General features: G+C 59.9%; 22 protein-coding genes. 16 read left to right on the top strand and 6 right to left on the bottom strand.

Going from position 1 to position 23933, the window contains the following annotated elements; translation table 11 throughout:
* Positions 1 to 13 precede the first annotated feature (13 nt).
* Both IM764_RS03110 and IM764_RS03105 read left to right on the top strand, forming a co-directional pair.
* Positions 14 to 433 (top strand): DoxX family protein, encoded by a 420-nt coding sequence (locus IM764_RS03110; RefSeq protein WP_194186862.1) that lies wholly within the window; start codon positions 14 to 16, stop codon positions 431 to 433.
* An 18-nt stretch (positions 434 to 451) separates the two neighbouring features.
* Positions 452 to 1246 carry a zf-HC2 domain-containing protein gene (locus tag IM764_RS03105; RefSeq protein WP_194186861.1) on the top strand — a complete coding sequence of 265 codons (795 nt, stop codon included), beginning with the start codon at positions 452 to 454 and terminating at the stop codon, positions 1244 to 1246.
* Between the two features lie 16 nt (positions 1247 to 1262).
* Here the strand turns inward: IM764_RS03105 and IM764_RS03100 are convergent, their stop codons facing one another.
* Complete coding sequence (locus tag IM764_RS03100) at positions 1263 to 2723, bottom strand: dolichyl-phosphate-mannose--protein mannosyltransferase (RefSeq protein WP_194186966.1); 1461 nt, start codon at positions 2721 to 2723, stop codon at positions 1263 to 1265.
* Positions 2724 to 2903: 180 nt separating this feature from the next.
* Between IM764_RS03100 and rsmI the strand changes: the two genes are divergently transcribed.
* Both rsmI and IM764_RS03090 read left to right on the top strand, forming a co-directional pair.
* Positions 2904 to 3782: a 16S rRNA (cytidine(1402)-2'-O)-methyltransferase gene (rsmI, locus tag IM764_RS03095; RefSeq protein WP_194186860.1), complete on the top strand. Its 879-nt coding sequence runs from the start codon at positions 2904 to 2906 to the stop codon at positions 3780 to 3782.
* A gap of 175 nt (positions 3783 to 3957) precedes the next feature.
* Positions 3958 to 5865 (top strand): BCCT family transporter, encoded by a 1908-nt coding sequence (locus IM764_RS03090; protein WP_194186859.1) that lies wholly within the window; start codon positions 3958 to 3960, stop codon positions 5863 to 5865.
* 108 nt (positions 5866 to 5973) lie between these two features.
* Here the strand turns inward: IM764_RS03090 and IM764_RS03085 are convergent, their stop codons facing one another.
* Positions 5974 to 6435 carry an Rrf2 family transcriptional regulator gene (locus tag IM764_RS03085; RefSeq protein ID WP_194186858.1) on the bottom strand — a complete coding sequence of 154 codons (462 nt, stop codon included), beginning with the start codon at positions 6433 to 6435 and terminating at the stop codon, positions 5974 to 5976.
* Between the two features lie 374 nt (positions 6436 to 6809).
* Between IM764_RS03085 and metG the strand changes: the two genes are divergently transcribed.
* The 10 genes from metG to IM764_RS03035 all read left to right on the top strand — a co-directional run bounded on the left by metG (position 6810) and on the right by IM764_RS03035 (position 17787).
* Positions 6810 to 8654, top strand: a complete 1845-nt coding sequence (metG, locus tag IM764_RS03080; RefSeq protein WP_194186857.1) for a methionine--tRNA ligase — start codon at positions 6810 to 6812, stop codon at positions 8652 to 8654.
* Positions 8655 to 8681: 27 nt separating this feature from the next.
* Positions 8682 to 9557 (top strand): TatD family hydrolase, encoded by an 876-nt coding sequence (locus IM764_RS03075; protein ID WP_194186856.1) that lies wholly within the window; start codon positions 8682 to 8684, stop codon positions 9555 to 9557.
* Between the two features lie 277 nt (positions 9558 to 9834).
* Positions 9835 to 10989 (top strand): transglycosylase family protein, encoded by a 1155-nt coding sequence (locus IM764_RS03070; protein WP_312587494.1) that lies wholly within the window; start codon positions 9835 to 9837, stop codon positions 10987 to 10989.
* Positions 10990 to 11113: 124 nt separating this feature from the next.
* The gene (gene rsmA / locus IM764_RS03065; RefSeq protein ID WP_194186855.1) at positions 11114 to 12073 is read left to right on the top strand and encodes a 16S rRNA (adenine(1518)-N(6)/adenine(1519)-N(6))-dimethyltransferase RsmA; all 960 of its coding nucleotides are present in this window, start codon (positions 11114 to 11116) and stop codon (positions 12071 to 12073) included.
* A 3-nt stretch (positions 12074 to 12076) separates the two neighbouring features.
* The gene (locus IM764_RS03060) at positions 12077 to 13072 is read left to right on the top strand and encodes a 4-(cytidine 5'-diphospho)-2-C-methyl-D-erythritol kinase (RefSeq protein ID WP_194186854.1); all 996 of its coding nucleotides are present in this window, start codon (positions 12077 to 12079) and stop codon (positions 13070 to 13072) included.
* 30 nt (positions 13073 to 13102) lie between these two features.
* Positions 13103 to 14986 (top strand): ABC-F family ATP-binding cassette domain-containing protein, encoded by a 1884-nt coding sequence (locus IM764_RS03055; protein ID WP_194186853.1) that lies wholly within the window; start codon positions 13103 to 13105, stop codon positions 14984 to 14986.
* 77 nt (positions 14987 to 15063) lie between these two features.
* Positions 15064 to 15273: a heavy-metal-associated domain-containing protein gene (locus tag IM764_RS03050; RefSeq protein WP_194186852.1), complete on the top strand. Its 210-nt coding sequence runs from the start codon at positions 15064 to 15066 to the stop codon at positions 15271 to 15273.
* A 30-nt stretch (positions 15274 to 15303) separates the two neighbouring features.
* The gene (locus tag IM764_RS03045) at positions 15304 to 15879 is read left to right on the top strand and encodes a YdhK family protein (RefSeq protein ID WP_194186851.1); all 576 of its coding nucleotides are present in this window, start codon (positions 15304 to 15306) and stop codon (positions 15877 to 15879) included.
* 73 nt (positions 15880 to 15952) lie between these two features.
* The gene (locus tag IM764_RS03040) at positions 15953 to 16276 is read left to right on the top strand and encodes a putative quinol monooxygenase (RefSeq protein ID WP_194186850.1); all 324 of its coding nucleotides are present in this window, start codon (positions 15953 to 15955) and stop codon (positions 16274 to 16276) included.
* Positions 16277 to 16332: 56 nt separating this feature from the next.
* Positions 16333 to 17787: an L-serine ammonia-lyase gene (locus tag IM764_RS03035; protein WP_194186849.1), complete on the top strand. Its 1455-nt coding sequence runs from the start codon at positions 16333 to 16335 to the stop codon at positions 17785 to 17787.
* Positions 17788 to 18019: 232 nt separating this feature from the next.
* Here the strand turns inward: IM764_RS03035 and IM764_RS03030 are convergent, their stop codons facing one another.
* Positions 18020 to 18676, bottom strand: coding sequence for a hypothetical protein (locus IM764_RS03030; protein WP_228073277.1), 657 nt, complete (start codon positions 18674 to 18676; stop codon positions 18020 to 18022).
* 792 nt (positions 18677 to 19468) lie between these two features.
* On the opposite strand from IM764_RS03030, the gene ppk2 reads away from it, so the two are divergent.
* On the top strand, positions 19469 to 20563 hold the full coding sequence (gene ppk2 / locus IM764_RS03025) for a polyphosphate kinase 2 (protein WP_370551525.1): 1095 nt from the start codon (positions 19469 to 19471) through the stop codon (positions 20561 to 20563).
* Between the two features lie 82 nt (positions 20564 to 20645).
* Positions 20646 to 21704: a 3-hydroxyisobutyryl-CoA hydrolase gene (locus IM764_RS03020; RefSeq protein WP_194186847.1), complete on the top strand. Its 1059-nt coding sequence runs from the start codon at positions 20646 to 20648 to the stop codon at positions 21702 to 21704.
* On the opposite strand, the gene IM764_RS03015 is transcribed toward IM764_RS03020, so the two are convergent.
* The 3 genes from IM764_RS03015 to IM764_RS03005 form a co-directional block, all read right to left on the bottom strand.
* Entirely contained in the window at positions 21683 to 22420 is a 738-nt protein-coding gene (locus tag IM764_RS03015) for a nicotinamide riboside transporter PnuC (protein WP_194186846.1), read from the bottom strand. The two genes, IM764_RS03020 and IM764_RS03015, sit on opposite strands and share 22 nt — an antisense overlap.
* Positions 22421 to 22529: 109 nt before the next feature.
* Positions 22530 to 23174 (bottom strand): TetR/AcrR family transcriptional regulator, encoded by a 645-nt coding sequence (locus IM764_RS03010; protein WP_228073276.1) that lies wholly within the window; start codon positions 23172 to 23174, stop codon positions 22530 to 22532.
* A 157-nt stretch (positions 23175 to 23331) separates the two neighbouring features.
* A complete protein-coding gene (locus tag IM764_RS03005; RefSeq protein ID WP_194186845.1) occupies positions 23332 to 23886 on the bottom strand; it encodes a TetR family transcriptional regulator in 555 nt (184 codons plus the stop codon).
* Positions 23887 to 23933: the final 47 nt, after the last annotated feature.

Genomic DNA, 23933 nt, shown 5'->3' with positions numbered 1-23933 from the left:
TTCTGTTCTCACGATGAACCACCAGGTTTTACGCGATGCCGTTTTGCTGCTCGTTCGCCTCGTTCTGGGCGTGAGCTTTATCGCCCATGGCTGGGAGATGGTGTTTCAGCGTGGCATGGACGGGACTGAAGGCACCGTGGAGCTTCACCGGGCCGCGGAGGTTCCTGCCCCGGAAGTGATGGCATGGCTCTCCGCAATCACCCAGATGCTGGGTGGGGCGTTGCTCATTACCGGCTTGCTGGCCACCGCCGCGGCGGGAGCGCTGGCCATCGTCACCTTGATTAACTTCTATTTCCTGCACATGCCGCACGGTTTCTACGCGGTGGACAACGGCGTTGAGCTGCCGCTTGTGTTGCTTGTCTGCTGCCTGATTATTGTTGTCTTCGGAGCTGGACGAGCCAGTTTGGATCGCGCACTGTCCCGCTTTGCGTGAGGGAGGAAGTGACCAGTCATGAATTGTGATGACGTGCGTACCGCGTTGTCCGCGCGGCTGGATGGCGAAACTCCCACTCTTCCCGATGATGTGGTGGACGCGCACCTAGCAGGCTGCGAGGAGTGCCAGCGCTGGTTTTCCACGGTCTCTTCGCTGGGCCGCCAGCTGAAATTCAACTTGGCCCCCGAGCCACAGCCCTCCCGCGACGCGAATGAAGCCGCCGCGCGCGTCCTCGATGCGACAGTCGATTTCCCGCAGGTGGCAAGCACTATGCGCGCGCGTTCACTGCCGCTGACGCTGTCTCGTGTGGTGTTGGCCGGGCTGGCCGTGGCGTTTTTGGTGTGGGCGGGCGTGTTGTTGTTTGGCTCGACGCTAGGAGCCAGCCTTCCCACGGGGACCGGCTCATTGCCCACTGTGGACACCTCCGATACCCAGGATGCGGCGATAGCCCGATTGGTGATGGATGCCGCGACCACTCGTTTTGCGCTGGGGATTGGCTTGGCGTGGGCCGCGTGGAAGCCACGGGTGGCGGGGGCTTTGCTGCCGATCTACCTAGCGATGTGGGCATTCGGCGCGGGCATTGCCACCCGGGACATCGTGATGGGGCTGGTAGAGACTTCCGTGGATGTCCCGAGCGTGCTGGGCACCTTGGCTCTGCACTTGGTGGCCGTTATTGCTCTGATCACGTGCTGGCTCGCGCGAGTGCACACGGTAACGCCGCTGCGACAGTACTGGCGGTGGCTGACGGCCCAGCCAGTGAGCTTTTCTCGGTTGGATGTGGAGACGAACTCCACTTTCCGCGCCGGCGATTAACCAGCTTTCAGACCGGTTATGCCCAGCTAGGCAGCCATATCCGCGAGTACCAATCCAACGCGGTCAGCGGCATGCCCGTGTACATGGGCAGGAAGAACAGGAAGTTCCACACGCAGAACGCCACGTAGAAAACCACCACGATCCGCCCCGTGTGTTTCTTCCACCAATTGACGGCCTTGTACTGCGAAGGGACCTGGCCGGGTTGAGCAATCCGCCACGTGCTGATCTGTCCCAGCGCTAAGGCCAAGGCGAGGATCAAGAACGGCGCCAAGTTCACTGCGTAGAACAGGTACATCTGCCGGTCCATGACTGGAAGCCACGGTAGGAATCCTGCGGCAAAGCCCACCAATGGAATGGTCCAACGGCCGTCGCGGTGAATGAACCAGCACCACAGACCCCACAACAGCACCGGCACGCACGGCCACCAAATGGCGGGAGTGCCGACCAACAACACGATGTGGCGCATGCCTTCGGAATCCACATCCGGGTTGTAATACATCAGGCTGCGTGAGCTGACCAGCCAGGACCACGGCTTGGATTCCCATGGGTGCACGTGCCCCGCAGAGTTGGTCAGCTCCGTGTGAAACTGCAGCACGGACTGCTGGTAGTACAGAAAGTTCTGCAGCGCCTGGGGAAGCAACCCCACTAGGCCGTCTGCGCTGAAGCCACCAGCCTTGCCCGCTTCTACGGCGTGCCGATAGACAGAGGAATCGCCCGCGAACCACGCACGGAAACTCAGCAGATAGATGATGACCGGAACGATGACCAGCGAGGCAAACGCGGAGACAGCATCCAAGCCCAGCATTCCAAGAAGAGGTTTGCGCACGCCGTAGCGCTTGCGTCGCAAATAATCCGCCACCACAAAAGCCACCCCGGCAAAGGCCATGTAATAGAGCCCAGACCACTTCACGGACAGGCTCAGCCCCAGCGCCACCCCGGCGGCAAACCGCCACCAGCGGAAACCCGCGCGCGGACCAACGGGAAAGTCCGAGATGCGCCCCTGCACCAGCACCCGGGAAAACACGGTGTCCATCTGCTGGTGGTCTCGCACTGCGAAGTAGGCCGCAGCCACCACAAACAGAGTCTGGGTGTGATCCAACATGCCAGAGCGGCCAGTGACGAACAGGATGCCGTCCGAAAGTGCCAGAATGCCCGCCAGCAAGCCGACCCACTCGGAACCAGAAATCCGCTTCGCGATGGATGCGATCAGAAGGATGACCATCACAGACAGCAACGCCGTGACGATGCGCCATCCCACCGGCGTGTAGCCAAACACCCACATGCCAATTGACTGCAGTTGCTTGGCAAGCGGGGGATGCACCACCAGGCCAAAGCCGGGGTTGTCCTCAATCCCGCCGACAAACAGCCCGTCAAACCCACGCAGGATCTGCCACGCCTGGGGGACGTAGTGTTTTTCGTCGAAAATGGGGGTTCCGGCATCCGTTGGCCGGCTCAGCATCGGCAGACGCAGCGCCATCGCCAGCACCGCCAGGCTGCCTAAGATTGCTTGCCACCGGCTCCACTGCAGAAACCGCGACAGTCCGCGGGCTGGCGTGCGAGCAGCACGCGCGGACGAGGGCGGGGGAGCGAGGGTGGCAAGAGGCACGAGGACTTAGTCTAGTGAACCTGGCGGACACCGTGAAGTACCGTGGGGCACATGGAAAGTTTGTTGGCCACCGCTGCTGCTCGCCGTCCGCTGCCACAGGGTGGAATCATTTTGGCGGCCACACCGCTGGGCAATCCTCTGGATGCGTCGGTTCGCTTGATCGATGCGTTGGGCAGTGCGGATGTCATCGCCGCGGAGGATACGCGGCGGACGCGGGCTCTGGCAGATGCCCTGGGGATTCAGATCCAGGCGCTGGTGCTCAGCAACTTTGATCACAACGAGAATGACCGGGCCAGCCAGTTGGTGAACTTCGCCCGTGAGGGCAAGCGCGTGCTGGTGGTCACGGATGCGGGCATGCCGTCTGTGTCCGATCCTGGGTTCCCGGTGGTGCAGGCTGCCTACGAAGCTAGCGTGCCTGTGACTTGCTTGCCGGGTCCTTCTGCCGTGCCGACCAGCCTTGCTTTGTCCGGATTGGGAGTGGGCAAGTTCGCGTTCGTGGGGTTTGCGCCCCGCAAGGACGGTGCGCGCCGTACGTTCTTTTCTACTTTTCTCGACGCCACCCATGCCACCTGTTTCTTCGAATCGCCGCACCGATTGGCGGACACGCTGGGCATCGCTGCTGAAGTGATGGGTGGGGATCGGCCTGCCGCTGTGTGCCGGGAGTTGACGAAGCGCTTTGAAGAGGTCAAGCGGGGAACCCTGGGCGAGCTCGCGGAATGGGCGGCCGAGGGTGTCAAGGGCGAGATCAGCGTGGTCATCGAGGGCCGTACCGAGGCCATTGCGGTGGACCCGGAGCAGTTGGTGGACAAGGTGGAGGCCAAGGTGGCTGGGGGACAGCGGCTCAAGGACGCGTGCGGAGAAGTGGCGCAACAGATGGGCGCCAGCAAGCGCGAGCTTTATGAGGCGGTGTTGGGGCAACGGAACGGCTAGTTTCTGGCCGTTTCGCAGTCTGTCAGTATAAGTTTATCGATTCTTGATGAACGGGCATGGTCTTGCGCCTGACCTGCAGTTTACCGGGGTAATAATTGGAAAACCGCAGCTCATAGACCGAAATCTGGGTTCTAAGAAGTTGATTAGTGAGCCGAAACACAGCAGTGTAGAAGGAATGACTGACGTTCAGGATAATACGAGACATGTAGAGAGCGAGGCAGACCAGGACAATATGTCCATCAACTGGGTCGTGACAATCACGGCCGTAGTGTTGGTGGCTGCGGTAGTTCTGTGGGGCCTCATCGGCAAGGATTCCTTCGCGGAAGTATCAGGAAACGTCCTGAACTACCTGGTGGAAGACTTCGGTTGGCTGTTCATGCTGGCCGGAACTGCTTTCGTGGGATTCGTCCTCTTCGTGGCTATGAGCAAGTTCGGCCACATCCGTTTGGGCAAGGAAAACGAGCGTCCGGAATTCAGCACGGTGAGCTGGATTTCCATGCTGTTTGCTGCTGGCATGGGCATTGGCCTGATGTTCTACGGAACCACCGAGCCACTGACGTTCTTCCGCAACGGCGTGCCAGGACATGAAGCGGAACAGGCCGGACCTGCTTTCGCCTCCACAATCTTTCACTGGGGCCTGCACCCATGGGCGATCTACTCCGTCGTGGCGCTTGCCATTGCCTACTCCTCCTACCGCCTGGGTAACAAGCAGTTGCTGAGCGCTGCCTTCATCCCGCTGATTGGCAAGAAGCGCGCCGAGGGGCCTATTGGTTCGGTCATCGATATTTTGGCGATCTTCGCCACGGTGTTCGGTACTGCGGCATCTCTGGGTCTTGGTGCCCTGCAGATTCGCTCTGGTCTGGAAGTTAATGATCTGGTGACCAACCCAAGCCAGATGGTTATCGTCGCCATCGTTGCCGTGCTGGGTCTGTGTTTCTTGGTGTCCGCTGCTTCTGGCGTGGGCAAGGGAATTCAGTACCTGTCCAACTTCAACATGGTGCTGGCACTGATCCTCGCGCTATTCGTGTTCATCGTGGGCCCTACGGTGATCATCCTGAACTACTTCCCGAACGCTTTGGGAAGCTACCTATCTGAGTTCTTTGACATGGCATCCCGCTCTGCCAATGCTGGTGAAGAAACTGAGTCTTGGCTGAACGCGTGGACGATCTTCTACTGGGCATGGTGGACCTCGTGGTCCCCATTCGTGGGCATGTTCATCGCCCGCATTTCCCGCGGTCGCACGATTCGCGAATTCGTCATCGTGGTGCTCTTGGTGCCAACGATCGTTTCCGTCGTATGGTTCTCCATCTTCGGTGGCACGGCGATCACCTTCGAGAAGGAAGGTCGTTCCATTTGGGGAGACGGCGACGCTACCTCCCAGCTGTTCACGCTGCTGCACGAGTTCCCAGGTGGCGTGGTCGTGAGCCTCATCGCCATGCTGCTGCTGGCGACGTTCTTCATTACCTCCGCGGACTCGGCATCCACCGTGATGGGCTCGATGTCGCAAAACGGTAAGGAAACAGCTTCTCGTTCGGTCACCGTCGTGTGGGGCCTGTTGACGGCTTTGATCGCCGTGGTCATGCTGACGACCGGTGGAGAAGACGCGTTGACCAACCTGCAGAACCTGACGATCATCGCGGCCAGCCCGTTCGTGCTGATCATCATCGGTCTGACCTTCGCCATCGCCCGCGGTCTCGCGAACGATCCTGCGCACCTTGCAGAAAAGGAGTACCGCAAGTACACGCTGCGTCAGTCCCAGATACGCCGGATCGGTCAGAAGAAAAAGGAGACCTGGCACCGCCAAGAATTCGGTGAGTCACCCGCTGCTGCAGTGGGTACCACCGAAGAGGAAGGCTCCGTGTTGCCGATCCACGATGTGGAAACGGATGAAGGCGTGGTCAACGTCATCAAGGTGGAAGACATTCAGGACATCGTGGAGCAAGCACAGGCTGCTGTGCACGATGCACGGCAGGCAGCTGATACTGCTGTTGCCGCTGCTGATGATGCTGGTTCCTACTCCGATGAAGAGTTGTTTGAAGCCTACGAATCCACCACGCCTAGCGTGGTCAAGGACAAGTCCTAGGTTCTTAAACTAGCGAGCGCTCGGGTTTCCTGGCGCAATGCAAAAGGAGGCGCTCCGCACTAAGTGCGGAGCGCCTCCTTTTTGTCTGGGGAGACCGAGATCTTGCCGTTAGTCCTTCATGAGGAAGTGCTGGCCGGAAATATCGAGATCGAGAACGTCTGCCACCGTGAACTTATCCAGCTCGGCGTAGAAGCGATCTTCGGCTTCTTGCAGAACGAGTTCGAAGGACCTCTGCGCCTCGGAGCTGGAGCCGTTCGATTCGGCGACGAGAGGCTGAATGTATCGGTCAACCTGTTCCACTGGGCCTTCGAGCTTGCGGATCAATTCCCCGAGACGGAAGCGCAAGCCGCCCTTGATGATGTGAATGCCTCCGGCGCGACCTCGGGAGGATTTAATGATGCCGATTTCCACGAGTCGCGAGGTGAGTTTGGCGACGTGAGTGGGGGAGGCACCGAGAGCTTCTGAGATGCCTGCGGCGGTCAGCCGGGTTGTCTCACCCGCCTGTACTTGCTGGCGAGAAAGCTCTGCAATGATCTGCAGACCTAGGTTGGTCGAACGTGAGAGATGCACAAATTTCCTTCAGGAAAAGCAGGTGGAGCCCAGCGGAAGGAGATCAACTTGCGCCGGACTGGGTGTGACAAACAAACAGAAACTTTACACTAGTGGATTAAACAGGGGTAAAGAAATGATGCAGAACGTTGAAAACCTCACACTATTAGTTTTGTTCTGAAATAAAAAAGTGGCTACTTACTAAGTGCAAGAACTGCAGGCAGAAACGTTTGCTACGTGCAATTTCATCCTTGCCCTCGGGTGTAATCTTAGATATTGGAGAAAATTTTTTCTTTTGGAAGGCAAGATATGGATATGGGGGAACGGCCCGACTTTCGCGGCGTGCACCCAGCCCGCATTCACCATCTGTCGCGCCATCTAATACGCTAGGAGCCATGACGAAACGCGTTCTCACCTCCGTTGCTTGGCCATATGCCAATGGCCCTCGCCATATCGGTCACGTTGCAGGCTTCGGTGTCCCCTCGGATGTTTTCGCCCGCTACCAACGCATGGTGGGCAACGAGGTGTTGATGGTCTCCGGCACCGATGAGCACGGAACCCCTCTGCTGGTACAGGCGGAGAAGGAAGGCGTGAGCGTTCAGGAACTCGCGGATCGCTACAACCGCATCATCGTTGAGGATCTCGCAGGACTGGGTCTGTCCTATGACCTGTTCACTCGCACCACCACGCGCAATCACTACGCCGTGGTGCAGGAACTGTTCACCGGCCTGAATGACAATGGATACATGGTCAAGGAGACCACCCGCGGTGCTATCAGTCCATCCACGGGTCGCACCCTGCCGGACCGCTACATCGAGGGAACGTGTCCCATCTGTGGCGCCACGGATGCCCGCGGAGATCAGTGCGATACCTGCGGCAACCAGCTGGATCCAGCGGATTTGATCGATCCGCGCTCCAAGATCAACGGCGAGACCCCAGGGTTTGTGGACACCGAGCACATCATGCTGGATCTGCCGTCCCTGGCTGGTGCACTCGAGGAGTGGCTGCACGAGCGCAAAGACTGGCGTCCGAACGTCCTGAAGTTCTCTTTGAACCTGCTCAAGGACGTGCGTCCCCGTGCGATGACTCGCGATATCGACTGGGGCATCCCCGTTCCCATCGAGGGCTGGCAAGACAATAATGCCAAGAAGCTCTATGTGTGGTTCGACGCCGTGGTGGGCTATCTTTCTGCGTCGATCGAATGGGCTTGGCGTACCGGCCAACCAGAAGCATGGCGTAAGTGGTGGAATGATCCCGAGGCTCTGAGCTACTACTTCATGGGCAAGGACAACATCACCTTCCATTCCCAGATCTGGCCAGCAGAGCTGCTCGGCTATGACGGCAAGGGAACCAAGGGTGGAAAACCCGGTCCGTTGGGGGAGCCGGCTTTGAACCTTCCGACGGAGGTTGTCTCCTCGGAATTCTTGACGATGTCTGGTTCCAAGTTCAGTTCCTCCAAGGGCGTCGTGATCTACGTGCGCGACTTTCTCCGCGAATTCGGCCCAGACTCCCTGCGTTATTTCATCGCCATGGCCGGTCCAGAGACCACGGATACGGACTTCACCTGGGACGAGTTTGTACGCCGCATCAACGGTGAGCTGGCCAACGAATGGGGCAACTTGGTTAACCGCACCGTCTCCATGGCGCATAAGAACTTTGGGGAAGTTCCCACTCCCGGTGAATTCACGGCCGAGGATCAGGCACTGCTGGACGAAGCAGCCCAGGCTTTCGATGTGGTGGGACAGGCGCTGGATAAGTCCCGCTTCAAGGCGGGCATCACCGAAGCCATGCGTATCGCAGGGCGTACCAACCAGTACATCGCCGCGATGGAGCCATGGAAGCTGGCGAAGGATGAAACGCAGCGCGAGCGCCTGGCGACTGTCTTGTACGTGGCGCTGCAGATTGTCTCGGACGTCAACACCCTGCTGACCCCCTATCTGCCGTTTAGCGCGCAGAAGATCTTCGAAACCTTAGGTGGCCAGGGCGTGTGGGCCGCACAGCCGAAGATCGTGGAAGTTACGGATGAGTCTCCACGGACACCTGTTGGCGTCGGCTTGCCAGAACAAGGACGCTCGTACCCCGTGATCATGGGAGACTACGACGACCAACAGGCCACCTGGGCCCGCCGGGACCTGCAGCCGGGAACTCCACTGTCTAAGCCGAAGCCGCTGTTTCCGAAGCTGGATCCTGAGTTGGGTGTTACCGGGCCGGAGTGGGCGCCGGTAGCGCCTGTCGAATAGTGCGCTGAGCGCGCTAAGTTGGGGGACATGTCTAAGAAGTCTCGGCCAGTTGCAGTCCCTCCGGAAAAGCATTACCCGCTGTTTGATGCGCATACGCATCTGTACTCCGCGTTTCGCAAGAGCGAACAAGGGGGCTCGCCTGAGACATATCGCGACGGGGTGGAGCGTCTCATGGATCGTGCCGCGGGATCTGGTCTAGTCGGCGTGTGCACAGTGGGGGATGGATTCGAGGAGACCGAACGTGCTCTCGAGGCTGCACACTTCCACCCGCGAGTGTGGGCAGCCTGCGCGATCCACCCGACGCGCGCGCACGAGCTCGATGAAGCGGCCCGTGCTCGGCTGACGGAGATGGCCGACGACCCACGTTGCGTGGCCATCGGAGAGACCGGGTTGGATACGTACTGGCTGGGCAAGGACGAGTCCACGCCAAGCTTGGACGTGCAAGAAGAAGCACTGCGCTGGCACATCGATCTGGCGGTCAGCTCCGGCAAGCCATTGATGATTCACAATCGCGAAGCAGATGAGGACCTGATGCGGGTGCTGGACGATGCGCCGCGGCCGGTCAACGTCATCCTGCACTGCTTCTCCTCGCCGTTGGATGTGGCGAAGGAAGCGTTGGAGCGTGGCTATATTCTCTCCTTTGCTGGCAATTCCACGTTCAAGCGCAATGTGGAGATGCGGGAGGCAGCGAGGATCGCACCAGCAGAGCAGATTCTGGTGGAGACTGACGCGCCATACATGACCCCAGAACCGTTCCGCGGACAGCGCAATGAGCCCAGCTTCGTGGGCTACACCGCGCGGATGCTGGCGGATGTGCGTGACGTGAGCGCCGCTACGTTGGCGGCGCAGGTGACGGAAAATGCGCGCAGGATCTACGGACTCGGGGAAATTACGGAGATGTAATCCGTGTTGCTTTTGTTATAAAACGGGGCGCACGCTTACTGCTGTGCGCTCATGTTTACGCCTGTTAACTCGTGTGACTGGATTGTTTGTGCAGATGGGGGCGATTTCTGTGATTTGTCTGACAATCTTGCCGAGATTTTGGACGTAACCATTTCGTTATCGTATTGTGACAAAAGATTGTTTGAAGGATCCCGAGTCCTGCCTCTGCGAGGCGGGAAATTTCTGAAGTTCTTCGTCGCCACACAACGGCGATGAAGCTGTGAGAGGCAAGAACCGAGTGTCACCAAAGAAGAAGTCCCACCTGCACCGCATTAACCACACCAACTCCACCCCGCTGCGCCTAGCAACGGGCGGCATGCTGGCCACCCTGGTGGTTGGCGGCGGAGCTGCAGTGGCAACGCAGAAGGACGTCACGCTCGACGTCAACGGCGAGATCATGCAGGCTTCATCCATGTCCTCCGACGTGCAGGGAATCCTGGATTCTGCCGGCGTAAACGTGGGCGACCAAGATCTGGTTACCCCAGCCCTCGGCGAGTCCGTGGACAATGACGAGACCATCACCGTCCGCTCTACCCGTCAGGTCAACCTCATCATCGACGGCAAAGCCAGCGAAGTAGACACCACCGCGCTGACCGTCGGCGACCTGCTGAACCAGATTGGTCGCGGCGACTCTAATGATGCGCTGTCTACCGCTTCCAACCAGTCCATCCCTCTGGAGGGCATGGACCTGAAGATCTCTACCAACAAGTTCTTCACCATTAACGATGGCGGAAAGGAAGGCCGCATGAGCCTTCCTGCAGCCACCGTGGGCGATATCTTCAAGCTGCGTGGCACTCCGCTGGGTCCAGACGATAAGGTCACCCCTTCCGCGGACACCCCACTGACGGAGAACATGCACGTCGACGTGCTTCGCGTGAGCAACAAGGAAGTCACGGAAGAACGAGACATCGAGCCTCCAGTTCGTCGCGTGGAGGATCCCAACGCTCCTGAGGGCGAAGAAACCGTGGTCAACCCAGGTGCGGCAGGTCGCGAGCGCGTGACTGTGCGTATCCGCGAGGTCAACGGTGAAGAGGCTGGTCGCGAGGTCATCAAGCGCGATGAGCTCACCCCAGCGCGCGAGCGCGTGGTTAGCGTGGGCACCAAGCCTGCCGCACCAGCAGCCGCGAGCGCTCCAGCCGTTGCTGGCGGAACCGTGTGGGACGAGCTCGTTCAGTGTGAGGCCACTGGCAACTGGGCCATCAACACCGGCAACGGTTTCTACGGCGGCCTGCAGTTCACCCAGCAGACGTGGGAGGGCTTCGGCGGCACCCAGTACGCTCCACGTGCTGACCTGGCTACCCGCGAGCAGCAGATCGCCGTGGCAGAAAAGGTACAGGCTGCACAGGGTTGGGGCGCATGGCCTGCATGTACCTCCAAGATGGGCCTGAGCTAACTTTCACGCCACCACCCACAAGTCTTGAGGTGCAAGCCCAAGGGGCCGTCAGTCACGTGCATCGAGAAATTTAGCCCAGCGCTTTGCTGGGCTATTCTCATGTGAGAAGTCGCAAAGGAGACACATGACTGACCCGGACACCGCCCGCGCGCAACTTTTGGGCCCCATCCAGGTGCGGGAACTAGCCGAGGAGCTGGACATTTCCCCCACCAAGAAGCTGGGGCAAAACTTTGTGAACGATCCCAACACGGTGCGAAAGATCGTCAGTGCCGCGGAAGTGGGCGCGGAAGATTCCGTGGTGGAAGTCGGTCCCGGCCTCGGATCTTTGACCCTCGCCTTGGTGGACACGGTGGGCTCTGTCACCGCAGTAGAGATTGACCCGCGCCTCGCCCAGCGCCTTCCGGCAACCATCGAGCATTTCGCGCAGCCCTTCGCGGATCGCTTCCACGTGATCCCCAAGGATGCGCTGCGCATCACTCGGCAGGATTTCGAATCCGCGGATCGCCCACTACCCACTGCACTGGTGGCGAACCTGCCGTACAACGTCTCCGTGCCAGTCTTGCTGCACGTCATGCACGAGTTCCCGACGATTGATCGAGTGCTGGTGATGGTGCAGCTGGAGGTCGCGGATCGACTCGCAGCCGGTTCCGGATCCAAGGTCTACGGCGTGCCGAGTGTCAAGGCCGGATTCTACGGCCGCGTCACCCGCGCGGCGACCATTGGCAAGAATGTGTTCTGGCCGGCTCCGAAGATCGATTCTGGCCTAGTCAAGATCGTTCGGTGGACCGCGGAGACCCGCCCGTGGTCGTTGGAGGACCTGCCCGCAGGCACCGGCGAGGAGGATCTTCGGCGCACCGTTTTTTCTCTTGCCGACGCCGCCTTCCTCCAGCGCCGCAAGACTCTCCGCGCAGCACTTTCTGGCTGGTTCGGCTCTGGTGTGGCTGCGGAAGCGGCTTTGGTGCAGGCCGAGATTGACCCGAAGGAGCGCGGCGAGAAGCTCTCCACTACCCAGTTTGTTGCCTTGGCTAAGGTGGCGATGCACCAGGGAATCCACGCCCCAGAACGCGCAGGACAGGAAGGCTAACAGATGGCAATCACTATCTCGGCGATCGCGCACGGCAAGATCAACCTGCATCTGGGAGTCTCCGATGTGCGGGATGATGGCTATCACGATCTGGAGACAGTCTTTCAGTCTGTGGCTTTGCAGGAGACGGTGCATCTGACGGAGGTGGCGTCGGAAAAAGGAGCGACCGTGACCGTGGAAGGACATGACGCACATCTGGTGCCCAGGGACGAAACGAACCTCGCGGTGCGCGCAGTGGCCGCGGTGCAGCAGCGCGTGGCGCAGCAGATGGGCGCGGACTTTCAGGTCCCGCCCGTGGCCATCCACATAGATAAGGGTGTGCCGGTGGCCGGGGGCATGGCCGGAGGCTCGGCGGATGCGGCTGCGGCGCTGGTAGCGGCCGTGGAGTTCTACTGCTCGCGGCATCATGAGACCCGGGACCACGTGGTGCTGAGCCGGGACGAGGAATATCGGATTGCAGCCAGCCTGGGTGCCGATGTGCCGTTTTGCCTTCTGGGCGGGACTGCTCTGGGCACCGGACGCGGCGATGAGCTGGTCAGCGTGATGGCTCGCGGCCCGTACCATTGGGCGATCGCCACGGACAAGCGCGGGCTGTCCACTCCGAAGGTGTTTGCGCAGCTAGACAAGCAGCGGGAGAGTGGGCGCTCGCACTCCCACGCGGGCTCTACTGATGAGCTGATCCGCGTGCTGCACAGTGGCGATCCTGAACAACTAGCTCCGTTGCTGGTCAACGACCTGCAAGCGCCAGCCATCAGCCTGCTTCCCTCGCTGCGAGAAACCTTGGCCGCGGCCAAGGAAGCAGACGCGTTGGCGAGTATCGTGTCTGGTTCGGGCCCCACCATCGCGATGCTTTGCCGCGATGCGGAGCATGCACTCGAGGTGGCCACCGCCGTGTCCGTGTCTGGCAAGGCCAGTGCGACGATGACCACCACCACTCCTGCGGGACATGCGCGGCTGGCGGACGCTGCGGTCATCCGCGAATCTGGCTTGACCGAATAAATAACCACACAACCCCGAAAGGTTCACTGCGTGACCAACCTCATCAACTTGGAGAACGTGTCCAAGTCCTATGGCCTCAAGACTCTCCTCGACGGCGTGAGCTTGGGTATCAACTCCAGCGATCGTGTGGGGGTGGTGGGCCTCAACGGTGGAGGAAAGTCCACGTTGTTGCGCATTTTGTACGGCGCGGACACGCCGGATTCCGGTCGTGTGTCGCGCAACAATGACCTGCGCATGGCGATGGTGAACCAGGACGTGCTTCGCGAAGTGCTCACCGATGACACTCTCGCCGAGACCACCGTGGGGGATGCTGTGCTCAAGCCGTTGGGCGTGGAGACCTACGAGTGGGCGTCCAACCCGCGGATTCGTGCGGTGCTGCATGGGCTGGGCGTCGCGGAGTTGGGGCTGGACACGAAGGTCCGCGAGCTTTCGGGTGGTGAGCGCCGCCGCACCGGCCTGGCAGGTGCCTTGGTGCAGGACCTGGACCTGTTGATTCTGGATGAGCCGACAAACCACCTGGACGTGGAGGGCGTGCAGTGGCTGGCGGAGCACCTACTGCAACGCAATACCTCGCTGGTGGTGGTCACCCACGATCGTTGGTTCTTGGACACGATTGCCACCACCACGTGGGAAGTTCACGACGGCGTGGTGGACGTGTACGAGGGTGGCTACAACGATTGGACGTTTGCCCGCGCGGAGCGTGCGCGCCAGGCGGATGCGGCGGAGCAGCGTCGGCAGAATTTGGCGCGCAAGGAACTGGCGTGGTTGCGCCGCGGAGCTCCTGCGCGCACGTCCAAGCCGCGCTATCGCATTGAGGCTGCTGAGGCGCTGATTTCAGATGTGCCACAGCCGCGTGATTCGGTGGAGCTGCAGAAGTTTTCTATTCGCCGCCAGGGCAAGAAGGTCATCGACTTGGTGGATGCTGAGGTGGCCACCCCGGACGGGCGCACCTTGGTGGACGATCTGACCTGGCGTCTTGGTCCCGGTGAGCGCATTGGTTTGGTGGGCGTGAATGGCTCTGGCAAGACCACGTTGTTGCGCACCATCGCGGGTGAAAATCCGTTGGTTTCCGGCCGTCGCGTGGAGGGCAAGACGGTGCGTTTGGGTTGGTTGCGGCAGGAGTTGGATGATCTTGATCCTTCCCGACGCCTACTCGACGCAGTCCAGGATGTGGCCAGTTACGTCACTATTGGCGACAAAGAAATGTCCGCCTCGCAGCTGGCTGAGCGCCTGGGATTCAGCGCCAAGCGGCAGCGCACGCCCGTGGGTGATCTGTCTGGTGGCGAGCGCCGCCGCCTGCAGCTGACGCGCGTGCTGATGGCTGAGCCGAACGTGCTGCTGTTGGATGAGCCCACGAATGATTTGGATATTGACACCCTCCAGGAGCTGGAGTCCTTGTTGGACTCGTGGCCGGGCACCATGGTGGTGATCTCCCACGACCGCTATCTGATCGAGCGCGTGTGTGACTCCACGTGGGCGCTGTTTGGGGATAAAAATCTGACGAACTTGCCGGGTGGAATTGAGCAGTACCTGGAACGCCGGAAGAAGCAGGGTTCCACGGCGCCCGATAACAAGGCACTGGGCGGGGAAGCGGCGCAGGCTACGGATCGAGGTGCGACGGTCGCTGAGGTGGCGTCGGAAAACCACAACAGCGCACCGAGAACCACGCTGAGCGCGCAAGAGGACCGCGAGCTGCAAAAAGAGATGAATGCCGTGGAACGGAAGATGGGCAAGGTGTCCAAGGAACTGGAGAAGCTGCAGGCAAAGATGGCAGAGGTGGCCGAGCGTATGTCTAGCGATGCCTCGGCGGCGGATGAGCTAACGGAGCTGGATGCCAAGGTCAGGGAAGCGCAGGAGCAGCACGAGGAGCTGGAAATGCGGTGGTTGGAGATAGCGGAGCAGCGCGAAGGGTAGTTGTTGAGAGCCTTGCCGTATACCCTATGGGGGTATAGGCTTGTTGGTGAAGCAATCATCAACGAGGAGGATTCACCATGGCTACCGCTGAATACACCGTCACCGGAATGTCCTGCGGACACTGCGAAAACGCCGTCCGCGAGGAAGTCTCTGGCATCGATGGGGTCACCGAAATCGAGGTCAGCGCAGACACCGGACGTCTCGTGGTCACCAGCGAACAGCCCGTGGACGATCAGGCCGTCATCGACGCTGTAGACGAAGCAGGATACAGCGCCACCCGCAGCTAGACCGCACAACCACGAGCAACGAGGAGAACAATGAACAAGCGAACGCTGACCGGCCTCGCTCTGAGCGCCATGCTGACCGGCGGGTTGGTAACCGGATGTTCCCAAGCTGAAGAAGCTGCGGAACAAACCACCCATGATCACAGCACCATGGAAAACAACGCGAGCCACGACATGGAACATCCAATGGACGGCGGACCGGCACCTGAAGGCATCACCGATGCCACCGACCCGAAGTTCCCCGTGGGCACCGACGTGCGACTCACAGCCGACCACATGGAAGGCATGGACGGGGCGAAAGCCACCATCGTCGGAGCGTTTAACACCTACACCTACTCGGTGAACTATGACCCCACCGATGGCGGCGCCCGCGTGGAAGACCACCGATGGGTCGTGCAAGAAGAGCTGGAAAACGCAGGCGACCAGCGCCTCGCAGACGGCACGCCCGTGACCATCCTCGCCGACCACATGGCAGGCATGAAGGGCGCCAAGGGAGACATCGCCTACTCCACGGACGAGACCGTCTACATGGTGGACTACCAGGCCGATGGCATGACCATGAAGAACCACAAGTGGGTCGTGGAAAGCGAAATCGAACCACTGGACTAGTTGGACAAAGCCCTACTGTGCGCGGAGTACGATGGGCGACACTCATGCTCACAATGCACAGGAGGCCAACCCTATGATTCTCATCAACGTACGCTTCAAGCCACTGCCGGAATACGTGGATAACTTCCGCGACGTGGTGGCCGAATTCACCGATGCCACCCGCGCCGAAGAGGGCAACCTCTTCTTCGACTGGTACCGCAGCGAGGACAACCCAGCCGAATACATCCTGGTAGAAGGATTCGAAGACGACGCAGCGGAAGCGCACGTCAACTCCGAGCACTTTGAGAAGGCCACCGAGCTGTTCCCCACTGTGCTGAAGGAAACCCCAGAGATCATCAACACGCTGATCGAAGGCAAGACGCACTGGGACCGCATGGCCGAATTCCAGGTCGACTAACCCCACACTCAGGTGGCTCGGTACGTGTTCTATCCAGCGGAGAAGGTGGCGAATAAGTGACAGTCAGCGTCTTTGACCTGTTCCGGATCGGTGTGGGCCCATCCTCGTCGCACACCGTCGGACCGATGCGCGCCGGGCTGAGCTTCGCCCGCGAGCTGCGCACAGTGGTGCGCGGTGGCACGAGGGCCAAGTTAGATGTGGAAACCAACCACAGCAAGCTCGCAGACGTAGTCACCCCGCACGCAGATTCCGGGTTGAGCATCAGCGTGATCCTCTACGGATCCCTGGCCGCCACCGGCACTGGACACGGCACCCTCGAAGCCTGCCTGCTAGGCCTCGACGGCGCTGACCCCTCCGAAATCGATCCGGACTATTCCACCGTGCGGGTCAAAGAGATCCGCGACGGTCGCGCACTTCGGCTCGCAGGCGATGAGTCCATCCCCGTGACCTGCGGTTTCCAAGACATCATCCTGCGCCCCGCCGTCCGCCGAACCATCCACACCAACGCCGTGACGTTCGTAGCCAACCTCGGCGATGGCCAACCGTCCTACAAACAGACGTACTACTCCATCGGCGGAGGCTTCATCCGCACCGAAGACGACATCCCCCAACTCGAAGAAATCACCGGAGAGGCAGTCTTTGAATCCGGTGCGAAATTGGTGGCACTCGCGGAGGCGGGAGAGGTTGGCGTCGGAGAAATTCAACGCCGGTGCGAACGCACCCTGCGGGACGATGAAGGAATCGACGCCGGACTCGATGCCATTGCACAAGCCATGGGCGACTCTGCCAAGCGCGGCGTAGCGAGCGATGGGCTACTGCCCGGCATGCTGCAAGTGCGGCGACGCGCCAAGCGCTGGTACGACCAGCTCATGGACGAGGACCCCGGGCGAACCGCGGAATTCTCCGAGGACTGGGTGAACCTGATTGCGCTGGCCGTGAACGAAGAAAATGCCGCGGGTGGGCGAGCGGTTACCGCGCCTACAAACGGGGCGGCGGGGATCATCCCGGCGGTGCTGTTCTATGCGCAGCACTACACCCCGGCGGGGCGCGCATCGCAACGAGATACCGCGCGGCGATTCCTGCTGGCCGCGGGAGCTGTGGGCTCGCTATACAAAGAGCGCGCATCCATTTCCGGGGCGGAAGTGGGATGCCAAGGCGAGGTCGGATCCGCGGCATCCATGGCGGCGGCCGGTTTGGCAGAAGTGCTGGGCGGAACGCCACGGCAGGTGGCGAACGCGGCAGAGATCGCGATGGAGCATTCGCTGGGCCTGACATGCGACCCGATCGGCGGGCTGGTGCAGATCCCGTGCATCGAGCGCAACGCTATCTCCGCAGGTAAAGCCATCAATGCGGCGAAGATGGCTCTGCGCGGCGATGGTGAACACCACGTGAGCCTGGACGAGGTGATCGAGACGATGAAGCAGACCGGCGCGGATATGAGCGACAAGTACAAGGAGACCGCGGGTGGCGGACTGGCGACGAACGTCGCGGTGAACGTGCCAGAGTGCTGAGGTTTTGTGCGCTGGTGGGGGGTGTTGGTGTGAGGGTTGGCGCGGGTGTGGCGCGCTTCTCCATGTGGGTCTGATGCCGGTCAATTGGGGAAGCGCCAGTGAGTGGGGGGTGAGGAAGCGTCATACTTCCGTACCAAAACTCGCAGGTTCCAGTCACATGCACGACATTTACCTTGGGGAATGGCTCTGTCCGATTGAGTTTTGGTACAGAAGTATGAATCCCAGTTGATTTTCACTCCTTCCATGAGCGCCCAGCAGCTCGCCATTGCGCTTTGGGTGCTGAGAAACCTGCGTTCTGCATGTGCTTGAGCAAGTTATGGATCTGCGCTAGATAAGTCTGATCCCAAAAACTATCCGCATCCACGCGTAGAACCACGAATCCCTCGTTTTGCAGGGCTTTCTCTCTGTTTCGCTCGTTCAGAAGTACGTGGTCCAGGGGAGTACCTAGGCTGTTGTCATACTTCACGCGCCCGTCGTATTCCACTACCAGGCCGCACTCAAACATGAAGTCTACGCGGCCGAGTAGTTCGCCTGTGCGTGCATAGATATTGACCTGTTGGTAGGGCACAGGAAACCCGGCTCTCCACAAAGCGACTTTGAGCTCTGATTCCCGTGGGCTCTCAGAAAACGGCGTGACCAGCTTCAATGCCTGTCGTGCTTGAGCCGCACCTTTCCGGCCGGCTACCCGTTCAATGATGAGCTCAACCATTTTCTCCCATTCACCAACGTGCAACGGTCTTCGTTGGAACGCAGATTCGATCGCTGTCACTGCGGCCTGGGTGGAATGCCATAGGGCCATCTCGGCGCAGGTATCGATCAGTGAGCTGGCTCTGACTTCCCCGAATTCTGTCTGGACGGTTTGCGCCCGGCTTTCATGGTCATTTGGCACGTTGCGATACTTGCACCCTCTTTCCGTCCTGCCAGTGCTGGTCGCATTGCCTATTTCTACGGTGATGCCATTTGAAGTGTATGAAGGCGTGGCCAGGCCGTGTATGAGTGCTGCCGATTTTCCCGTCAATATGCACCTCGGCCGTGTCAGGGCGGTGGCTACGATGTGTAGTTTTTCTCGTTGCCTTCTGGTCAACCGTCGGTGCTTTTGCGTGGGCAGATATACGCCTCTACGTACGCGGACGAGTTCCCCCGAAGCGTACTTAGCGTGGATCTGTTGTCTGCCTGCTGTATTAGTATCCCTTAGTAGCACGAGTGGTCCCCCAACCTTTCCCATGACTTAAAGATCTCATGTTGACTTGGAATTCGCCTTGCGAGTTGGAGAATCTTTGGTTGGGGTGTGAGTTGGTGTGTTCGAAGTCGGGTTGGGGGCGATTTATGTGTCGATTCGGTTCGACGTCAGGAGCCTCCATAGTTTCGTACCAATTCTCAAAATGTGTTCTACATTTCCCCAGTTGAAGGTTGCAGGAGTGATCCGCCGTGAGCAGTTTTGGTACAGAAGTATGAGGCTACGCCAGAATTAGGCGGCTGCGGGGGCAGTGGCGGGAGCAGGACAAGCTCGGGAGCGGAGAAGAAGGTAGAGCAGCGCAGAGCACAAGCGCGGGAGCGGAATAGAAGGCAGAGCAGCGGCGAGAGCAGAGCAGAGGTCGGACGGAGGCGGGGTAGAAGCGAGGGCTGCGCACCTTTGCGGAAATTGAAGAAAACCCTAAGTGCGCAGGTAACATAAGCATTTATGAGCCCCGAGTCACGCGCCTCCACTGAACGCGCCACTACCGCCGCCAGCGCCACCGAACCAGCCACCACCAAACCGCCCAAGCTGGACAAGGCCGCCTACGAGGAAGAGCTAGAGCGCCTGCAGGCCGAGCTCGTGGAAATGCAGCAGTGGGTCGTGGAGACCGGCGCCCGCGTGGTCATCATCATGGAGGGCCGCGACGCCGCCGGTAAGGGCTCCGCCATCAAGCGCATCACCCAGTATCTCAACCCGCGCACCTGCCGCGTGGAAGCGTTGCCCGCGCCAAACTCCCGTGAGCAGGGTCAGTGGTACTTCCAGCGCTACATCGAGAAGCTGCCCACCGCCGGCGAGATCGTCATCTTTGACCGCTCGTGGTACAACCGCGCTGGTGTAGAGCGCGTGATGGGTTTCTGCACCACGCAGGAGTATCGCCGCTTCTTGCATCAGGCCCCGATCTTTGAGCGCCTCCTCGTGGAGGATGGCATCCTGCTGCGTAAGTACTGGTTCTCTGTGTCCGACGACGAGCAGATCCGTCGTTTCACCTCTCGTCGCGAGGATCCGCTTCGTCAGTGGAAGCTTTCGCCGATGGATTTGCAGTCCATCACGCGCTGGGAGGATTACTCGCGTGCGAAGGATGAGATGTTCATCCACACGGATATCCCGTCGGCACCGTGGTACACGGTGGAGTCTGAGGATAAGAAGCGCTCGCGTATCAACGTGATCAATCACGTGTTGAATACGATCCCGTGGGAGTACGTGGAGAAGCAGGTGCCGAAGATCCCGCCGCGTCCGCAGTCGGCGTCGTCGTATGAGCGTCCTTCTCGTACGCAGTTCCGTTATGTTCCCGACGCCGCCAAACAGTTGGAAAAGGAGCACGTGGAAGCGCTGAAGGCGGAGGAGAAGTCTGCGAAGTCCAAGAAGGATAAGAAAGCCGCCAAGGACAAGGCAGACAAGAAGAAGGCTGCCCAGTCTGCTGAGGTGAAGAAGTCGGGCAAGGATAAGGCTGACAAAGACAAGGCGAAGAAGGCCGACAAAGCGAAGAAGTCCAGCGAGTCCTCCAAGGCAAAAGCTAAGTCCGGCAAGGCGAAGAAGTAGCTACATAGATCCACACAGCCGCATAGGTCTAGGACTATCAGGTCTTAAGCCGAGCCCAAGGATTTTCTGGCACTGTTGGGGTATGTCTGATCACAAAAATATTGTTGCGCGCGTTGAGGGCCATGCCGGTGTCATCGAGCTGGATCGCCCGAAAGCGCTGAACTCCCTGACTCCGGACATGATCGCCGGGATCACGCAGGCTGTGTCGAAGTGGGAAAGCGATGATTCCATCGAGGTGGTGATCATCCGCTCCACGGCCAAGCGCGCTTTCTGCGCGGGCGGCGATGTCCGTGGCGTTCGCGAGACTGACATGGAAGGCAACTATCAGCCCGGCGATGATTTCTTCCGCGATGAGTACGCCCTGAACCTGCAGCTCGCGGAGTACAACAAGCCCATCGTCGCCCTGATGGAGGGGGTGTGCATGGGTGGCGGCTTCGGTATTTCTGCGCACGGTTCTCACCGCGTGATTACCCCGCGGACCCTGGGCGCAATGCCCGAGGCTGCCATCGGTTTCGTGCCCGACGTGGGCATGTCGCACGCGCTCACGCACCTGGACGTGGACCCGGCAATTGGGTTGTTCATCGGGTGCACGGGCTGGCGGTTGTCGCCTGCGGACATGTTGTTCACCGGGTTGGGCAACGTATTAGTTGACGACGCAAACGCCTTGGCCGAACAACTTCCCACCCAGTCTCTGCGCGAGGCGCTGCAAGCGGCGCGCATCGATCAGTCGGAGCTGGATGAGCCGCAGTCCGTGCTGGAGAAGCATCAGAAGTGGATCGTGGACACCTTCGCGGATGGCTCGTGGGTAGACATCGAGCGTCGCATCGCAGAGTCCGATGAGGCCAGTGGGGATGTCAATGCCGAAGACCACGCGAAGTTCTTACGGGCCGTGCGGGAATCTTTGGAGACTGCCAACCCTTCGAGTCTCGTGGCGATCGTGGAGGTGTTCCGTCGCAGCGCGCAGACGGATCTCGCGACGGCTCTCAAGAATGAGTTGGCGGTCGGTGGGCACTTGCGTCGAGAAGGAAACTTCGCGGAAGGTGTGCGGGCGGTGCTGGTAGATAAGGACCGCACGGCACGCTTCGATCCCGCACGGGCGGAAGACGTGGACCCGAAAACCTACTCTGAGCTGCTGAGCTGACGCAGGCGGGCTTCCTGGTCATTGGAGCGCTGCACGCCGTTCCACACCACGAAGCCCCACAGCACGAAGGCCGCGTAGACCAGGTAGAGCACGGCGGAGGGGAAGTAGCCGGCGAAGACCAGCAGGGGGATTCCCACGATGTCCACGGCCATCCAGATCAGCCAGAACTCCGTCCACCCGCGCGCCATGCCGTAGGTGGCGAGGATGGAGCCGGTGAAGATCCAGGCGTCCGCCCACGGTCCCCACGACCCGATCGCTTCGAAGATCAGGGCGAAGCCGACCGTGCCGACGATGCCCGCCACGCACAGTCCGATGCGTTGCCGAGTGGTCGCCCAGTGAGGCTGGACCGCGGCCTTGTCCTCGTGGGGCTCGGTGAAGATGGAGCGGTTGGGATCCGTGCCCGCTGGTTCCTGGATTTTCTTCTTGGCCTGGGACCACTTCCACCAGCCGTAGACGCTGACCAGCAGGAACATCACTTGGCGGCCGGCTTGGCCGTACAGGTCTAGATTCTGAGGAGTATGGAACACGCCACCGAGGAATACGGTGAACAGGAGTGCGTTGCCGATGATGCCCACGGGCCAGGCCCAGACCACGCGTTTCATCCCGCCGATGGCGGAGGCCAAGCCGAAGCAGTTGCCGATGATTTCCCGCCAGAGAATGGGGGAGCCACCGATGACAAAACTGGCATTCAGGAGGCTGTTGAGGACATCAGACATGCTATTGATTATTGCACGCCCCGGCAGTCGAAAGAATTGTTGTCAAGGTGCATGAGGATATAAAAAACACCCACTCCGGAAATGAAGCGGGTGAGTAGGGCGCTGGGCATTATCCCAAGCCGCGGTGCAGAAGGTCGAAGGCTTCGTCGAAGAGGCTCTTCAGATCGCGTCCACCGGTGATGGACTTGGTGATGTGCGCCTCGATGGCCGTGGTGGCCGCGGCCAGAACCAAGTGCACAGCCAGGTGTGCTTGGTAGCGGGACAGTCCGCCGTCCGTCTTGCGGAAGAGGGTATCGCCGAGCTCGTCGAAGATCTCGTTAGTGCGGTTCTTCTCTTCCTGGGGCAGGGAGAGGCTGAGCTGTTCCGCGACGGCGATGATCTGTCGCGCGGAGTCCAGGCCCTCGTCTGGGTTATCGATGAAGTCCCAGAGGATGTTCTTCAACATCTCGACGACAGGAGCTGGCTCCGGGTAGCTTTCCACTGCTTCGCCCAGCTGAGTGAAGAATCCATCGATGTAGTGCAGGAATGCATCATCGCGGTGGGCGAAGTAGTTGTGGAACGTGCGGGTGGACACACCTGCGCGTGCCGTGATTTCCGAGACCGTGGTTTGCTCCACGCCGTATTCCAACAGCAACTCGACAGACGCGCGAGCCAAGCGATCGCGAGTTTCCGCCTTCTTTCGCTCGCGCAAGGACTGCGTGCGGGCGTTATCAGACGTGCCTTCTTGTGCTGGGGGAATATGCATGACAGCCATAGAGTCGTTCTTTCGGTGTTACGAAACTCGGGGATCCTTTGGTTTTTACCGACCTGCCATAGGGTCATCGGTGGCGAATATCCTGTGAGGAGAGCTTAGGAATACTCCCCTAGGGTATTTTAGGTGGCAAAAAGTCCCTTTTATAGTAACCGACAACTCAGTAACTCGTGAAACCGGAGCGCAAAATGTTGAAGGCTTTTTCTTCCGCATTCTCTGAACCGCAGCCAAAAGCCTTTTCTTCATCATTGTCGGAAAACATTTGGATTGCGTGCGCCGCCTTCGATGTTACGACACTGATGTTCAAAAAGATATAGGCCTCGAAAAGGTCGAGCCGACCCTCGCTGTAATCACTCAGCGCCTGTGCCAGCCGCTTTCCTAAATCGAAGCACGGGTGCTGGATGTCCAGCAGGTGGGAACCGCGAACGTTGAGCATCGCGGCTTCTACCTGGGCGAAAGCATTGGCGAGATCGCTGGAATTATCTTCGCAGAGAAACGCCTCGCGCACATTCTGTATCACATCGACCGCGTGCAGCCCGCGCGGTTGTTGCTCTAGGCATTGCACCGCGCAGTCCACCGTGTACTCCAAAAAGTGCATGATGGCAGCATCACGATGAGGGAAATAGTTGTGGAACGTCCGCGAGGACACGTCGGCACGTTGGGAGATTGCCGCGATGGTGGCGGCATCCAAACCTTCCTCCGTGATGAGATCCACAGCCGCCTTGGCGAGACGGTTGCGGGTCTCCTTCTTCTTTCGCTCGC

This window comes from Corynebacterium sp. ED61 (assembly GCF_015233855.1).
GTDB classification, from domain to species: domain Bacteria; phylum Actinomycetota; class Actinomycetes; order Mycobacteriales; family Mycobacteriaceae; genus Corynebacterium; species Corynebacterium dentalis.
Note: the sequence above shows the minus strand (reverse complement) of the source record. Positions and strands in the feature narration are given on the sequence as shown.

Coding starts and splice junctions, on each gene's coding strand:
- rsmA (WP_194186855.1), top strand. CDS start 11,114: ATGACTGACCCGGACACCGCCCGCGCGCAACTTTTGGGCCCCATCCAG.
- IM764_RS03075 (WP_194186856.1), top strand. CDS start 8,682: ATGTCTAAGAAGTCTCGGCCAGTTGCAGTCCCTCCGGAAAAGCATTAC.
- ppk2 (WP_370551525.1), top strand. CDS start 19,469: ATGAGCCCCGAGTCACGCGCCTCCACTGAACGCGCCACTACCGCCGCC.
- IM764_RS03090 (WP_194186859.1), top strand. CDS start 3,958: ATGACTGACGTTCAGGATAATACGAGACATGTAGAGAGCGAGGCAGAC.
- IM764_RS03015 (WP_194186846.1), bottom strand. CDS start 22,420: ATGTCTGATGTCCTCAACAGCCTCCTGAATGCCAGTTTTGTCATCGGT.
- IM764_RS03045 (WP_194186851.1), top strand. CDS start 15,304: ATGAACAAGCGAACGCTGACCGGCCTCGCTCTGAGCGCCATGCTGACC.
- IM764_RS03060 (WP_194186854.1), top strand. CDS start 12,077: ATGGCAATCACTATCTCGGCGATCGCGCACGGCAAGATCAACCTGCAT.
- IM764_RS03100 (WP_194186966.1), bottom strand. CDS start 2,723: ATGGCGCTGCGTCTGCCGATGCTGAGCCGGCCAACGGATGCCGGAACC.
- IM764_RS03050 (WP_194186852.1), top strand. CDS start 15,064: ATGGCTACCGCTGAATACACCGTCACCGGAATGTCCTGCGGACACTGC.
- rsmI (WP_194186860.1), top strand. CDS start 2,904: ATGGAAAGTTTGTTGGCCACCGCTGCTGCTCGCCGTCCGCTGCCACAG.
- IM764_RS03105 (WP_194186861.1), top strand. CDS start 452: ATGAATTGTGATGACGTGCGTACCGCGTTGTCCGCGCGGCTGGATGGC.
- metG (WP_194186857.1), top strand. CDS start 6,810: ATGACGAAACGCGTTCTCACCTCCGTTGCTTGGCCATATGCCAATGGC.
- IM764_RS03010 (WP_228073276.1), bottom strand. CDS start 23,174: ATGGCTGTCATGCATATTCCCCCAGCACAAGAAGGCACGTCTGATAAC.
- IM764_RS03020 (WP_194186847.1), top strand. CDS start 20,646: ATGTCTGATCACAAAAATATTGTTGCGCGCGTTGAGGGCCATGCCGGT.
- IM764_RS03040 (WP_194186850.1), top strand. CDS start 15,953: ATGATTCTCATCAACGTACGCTTCAAGCCACTGCCGGAATACGTGGAT.
- IM764_RS03110 (WP_194186862.1), top strand. CDS start 14: ATGAACCACCAGGTTTTACGCGATGCCGTTTTGCTGCTCGTTCGCCTC.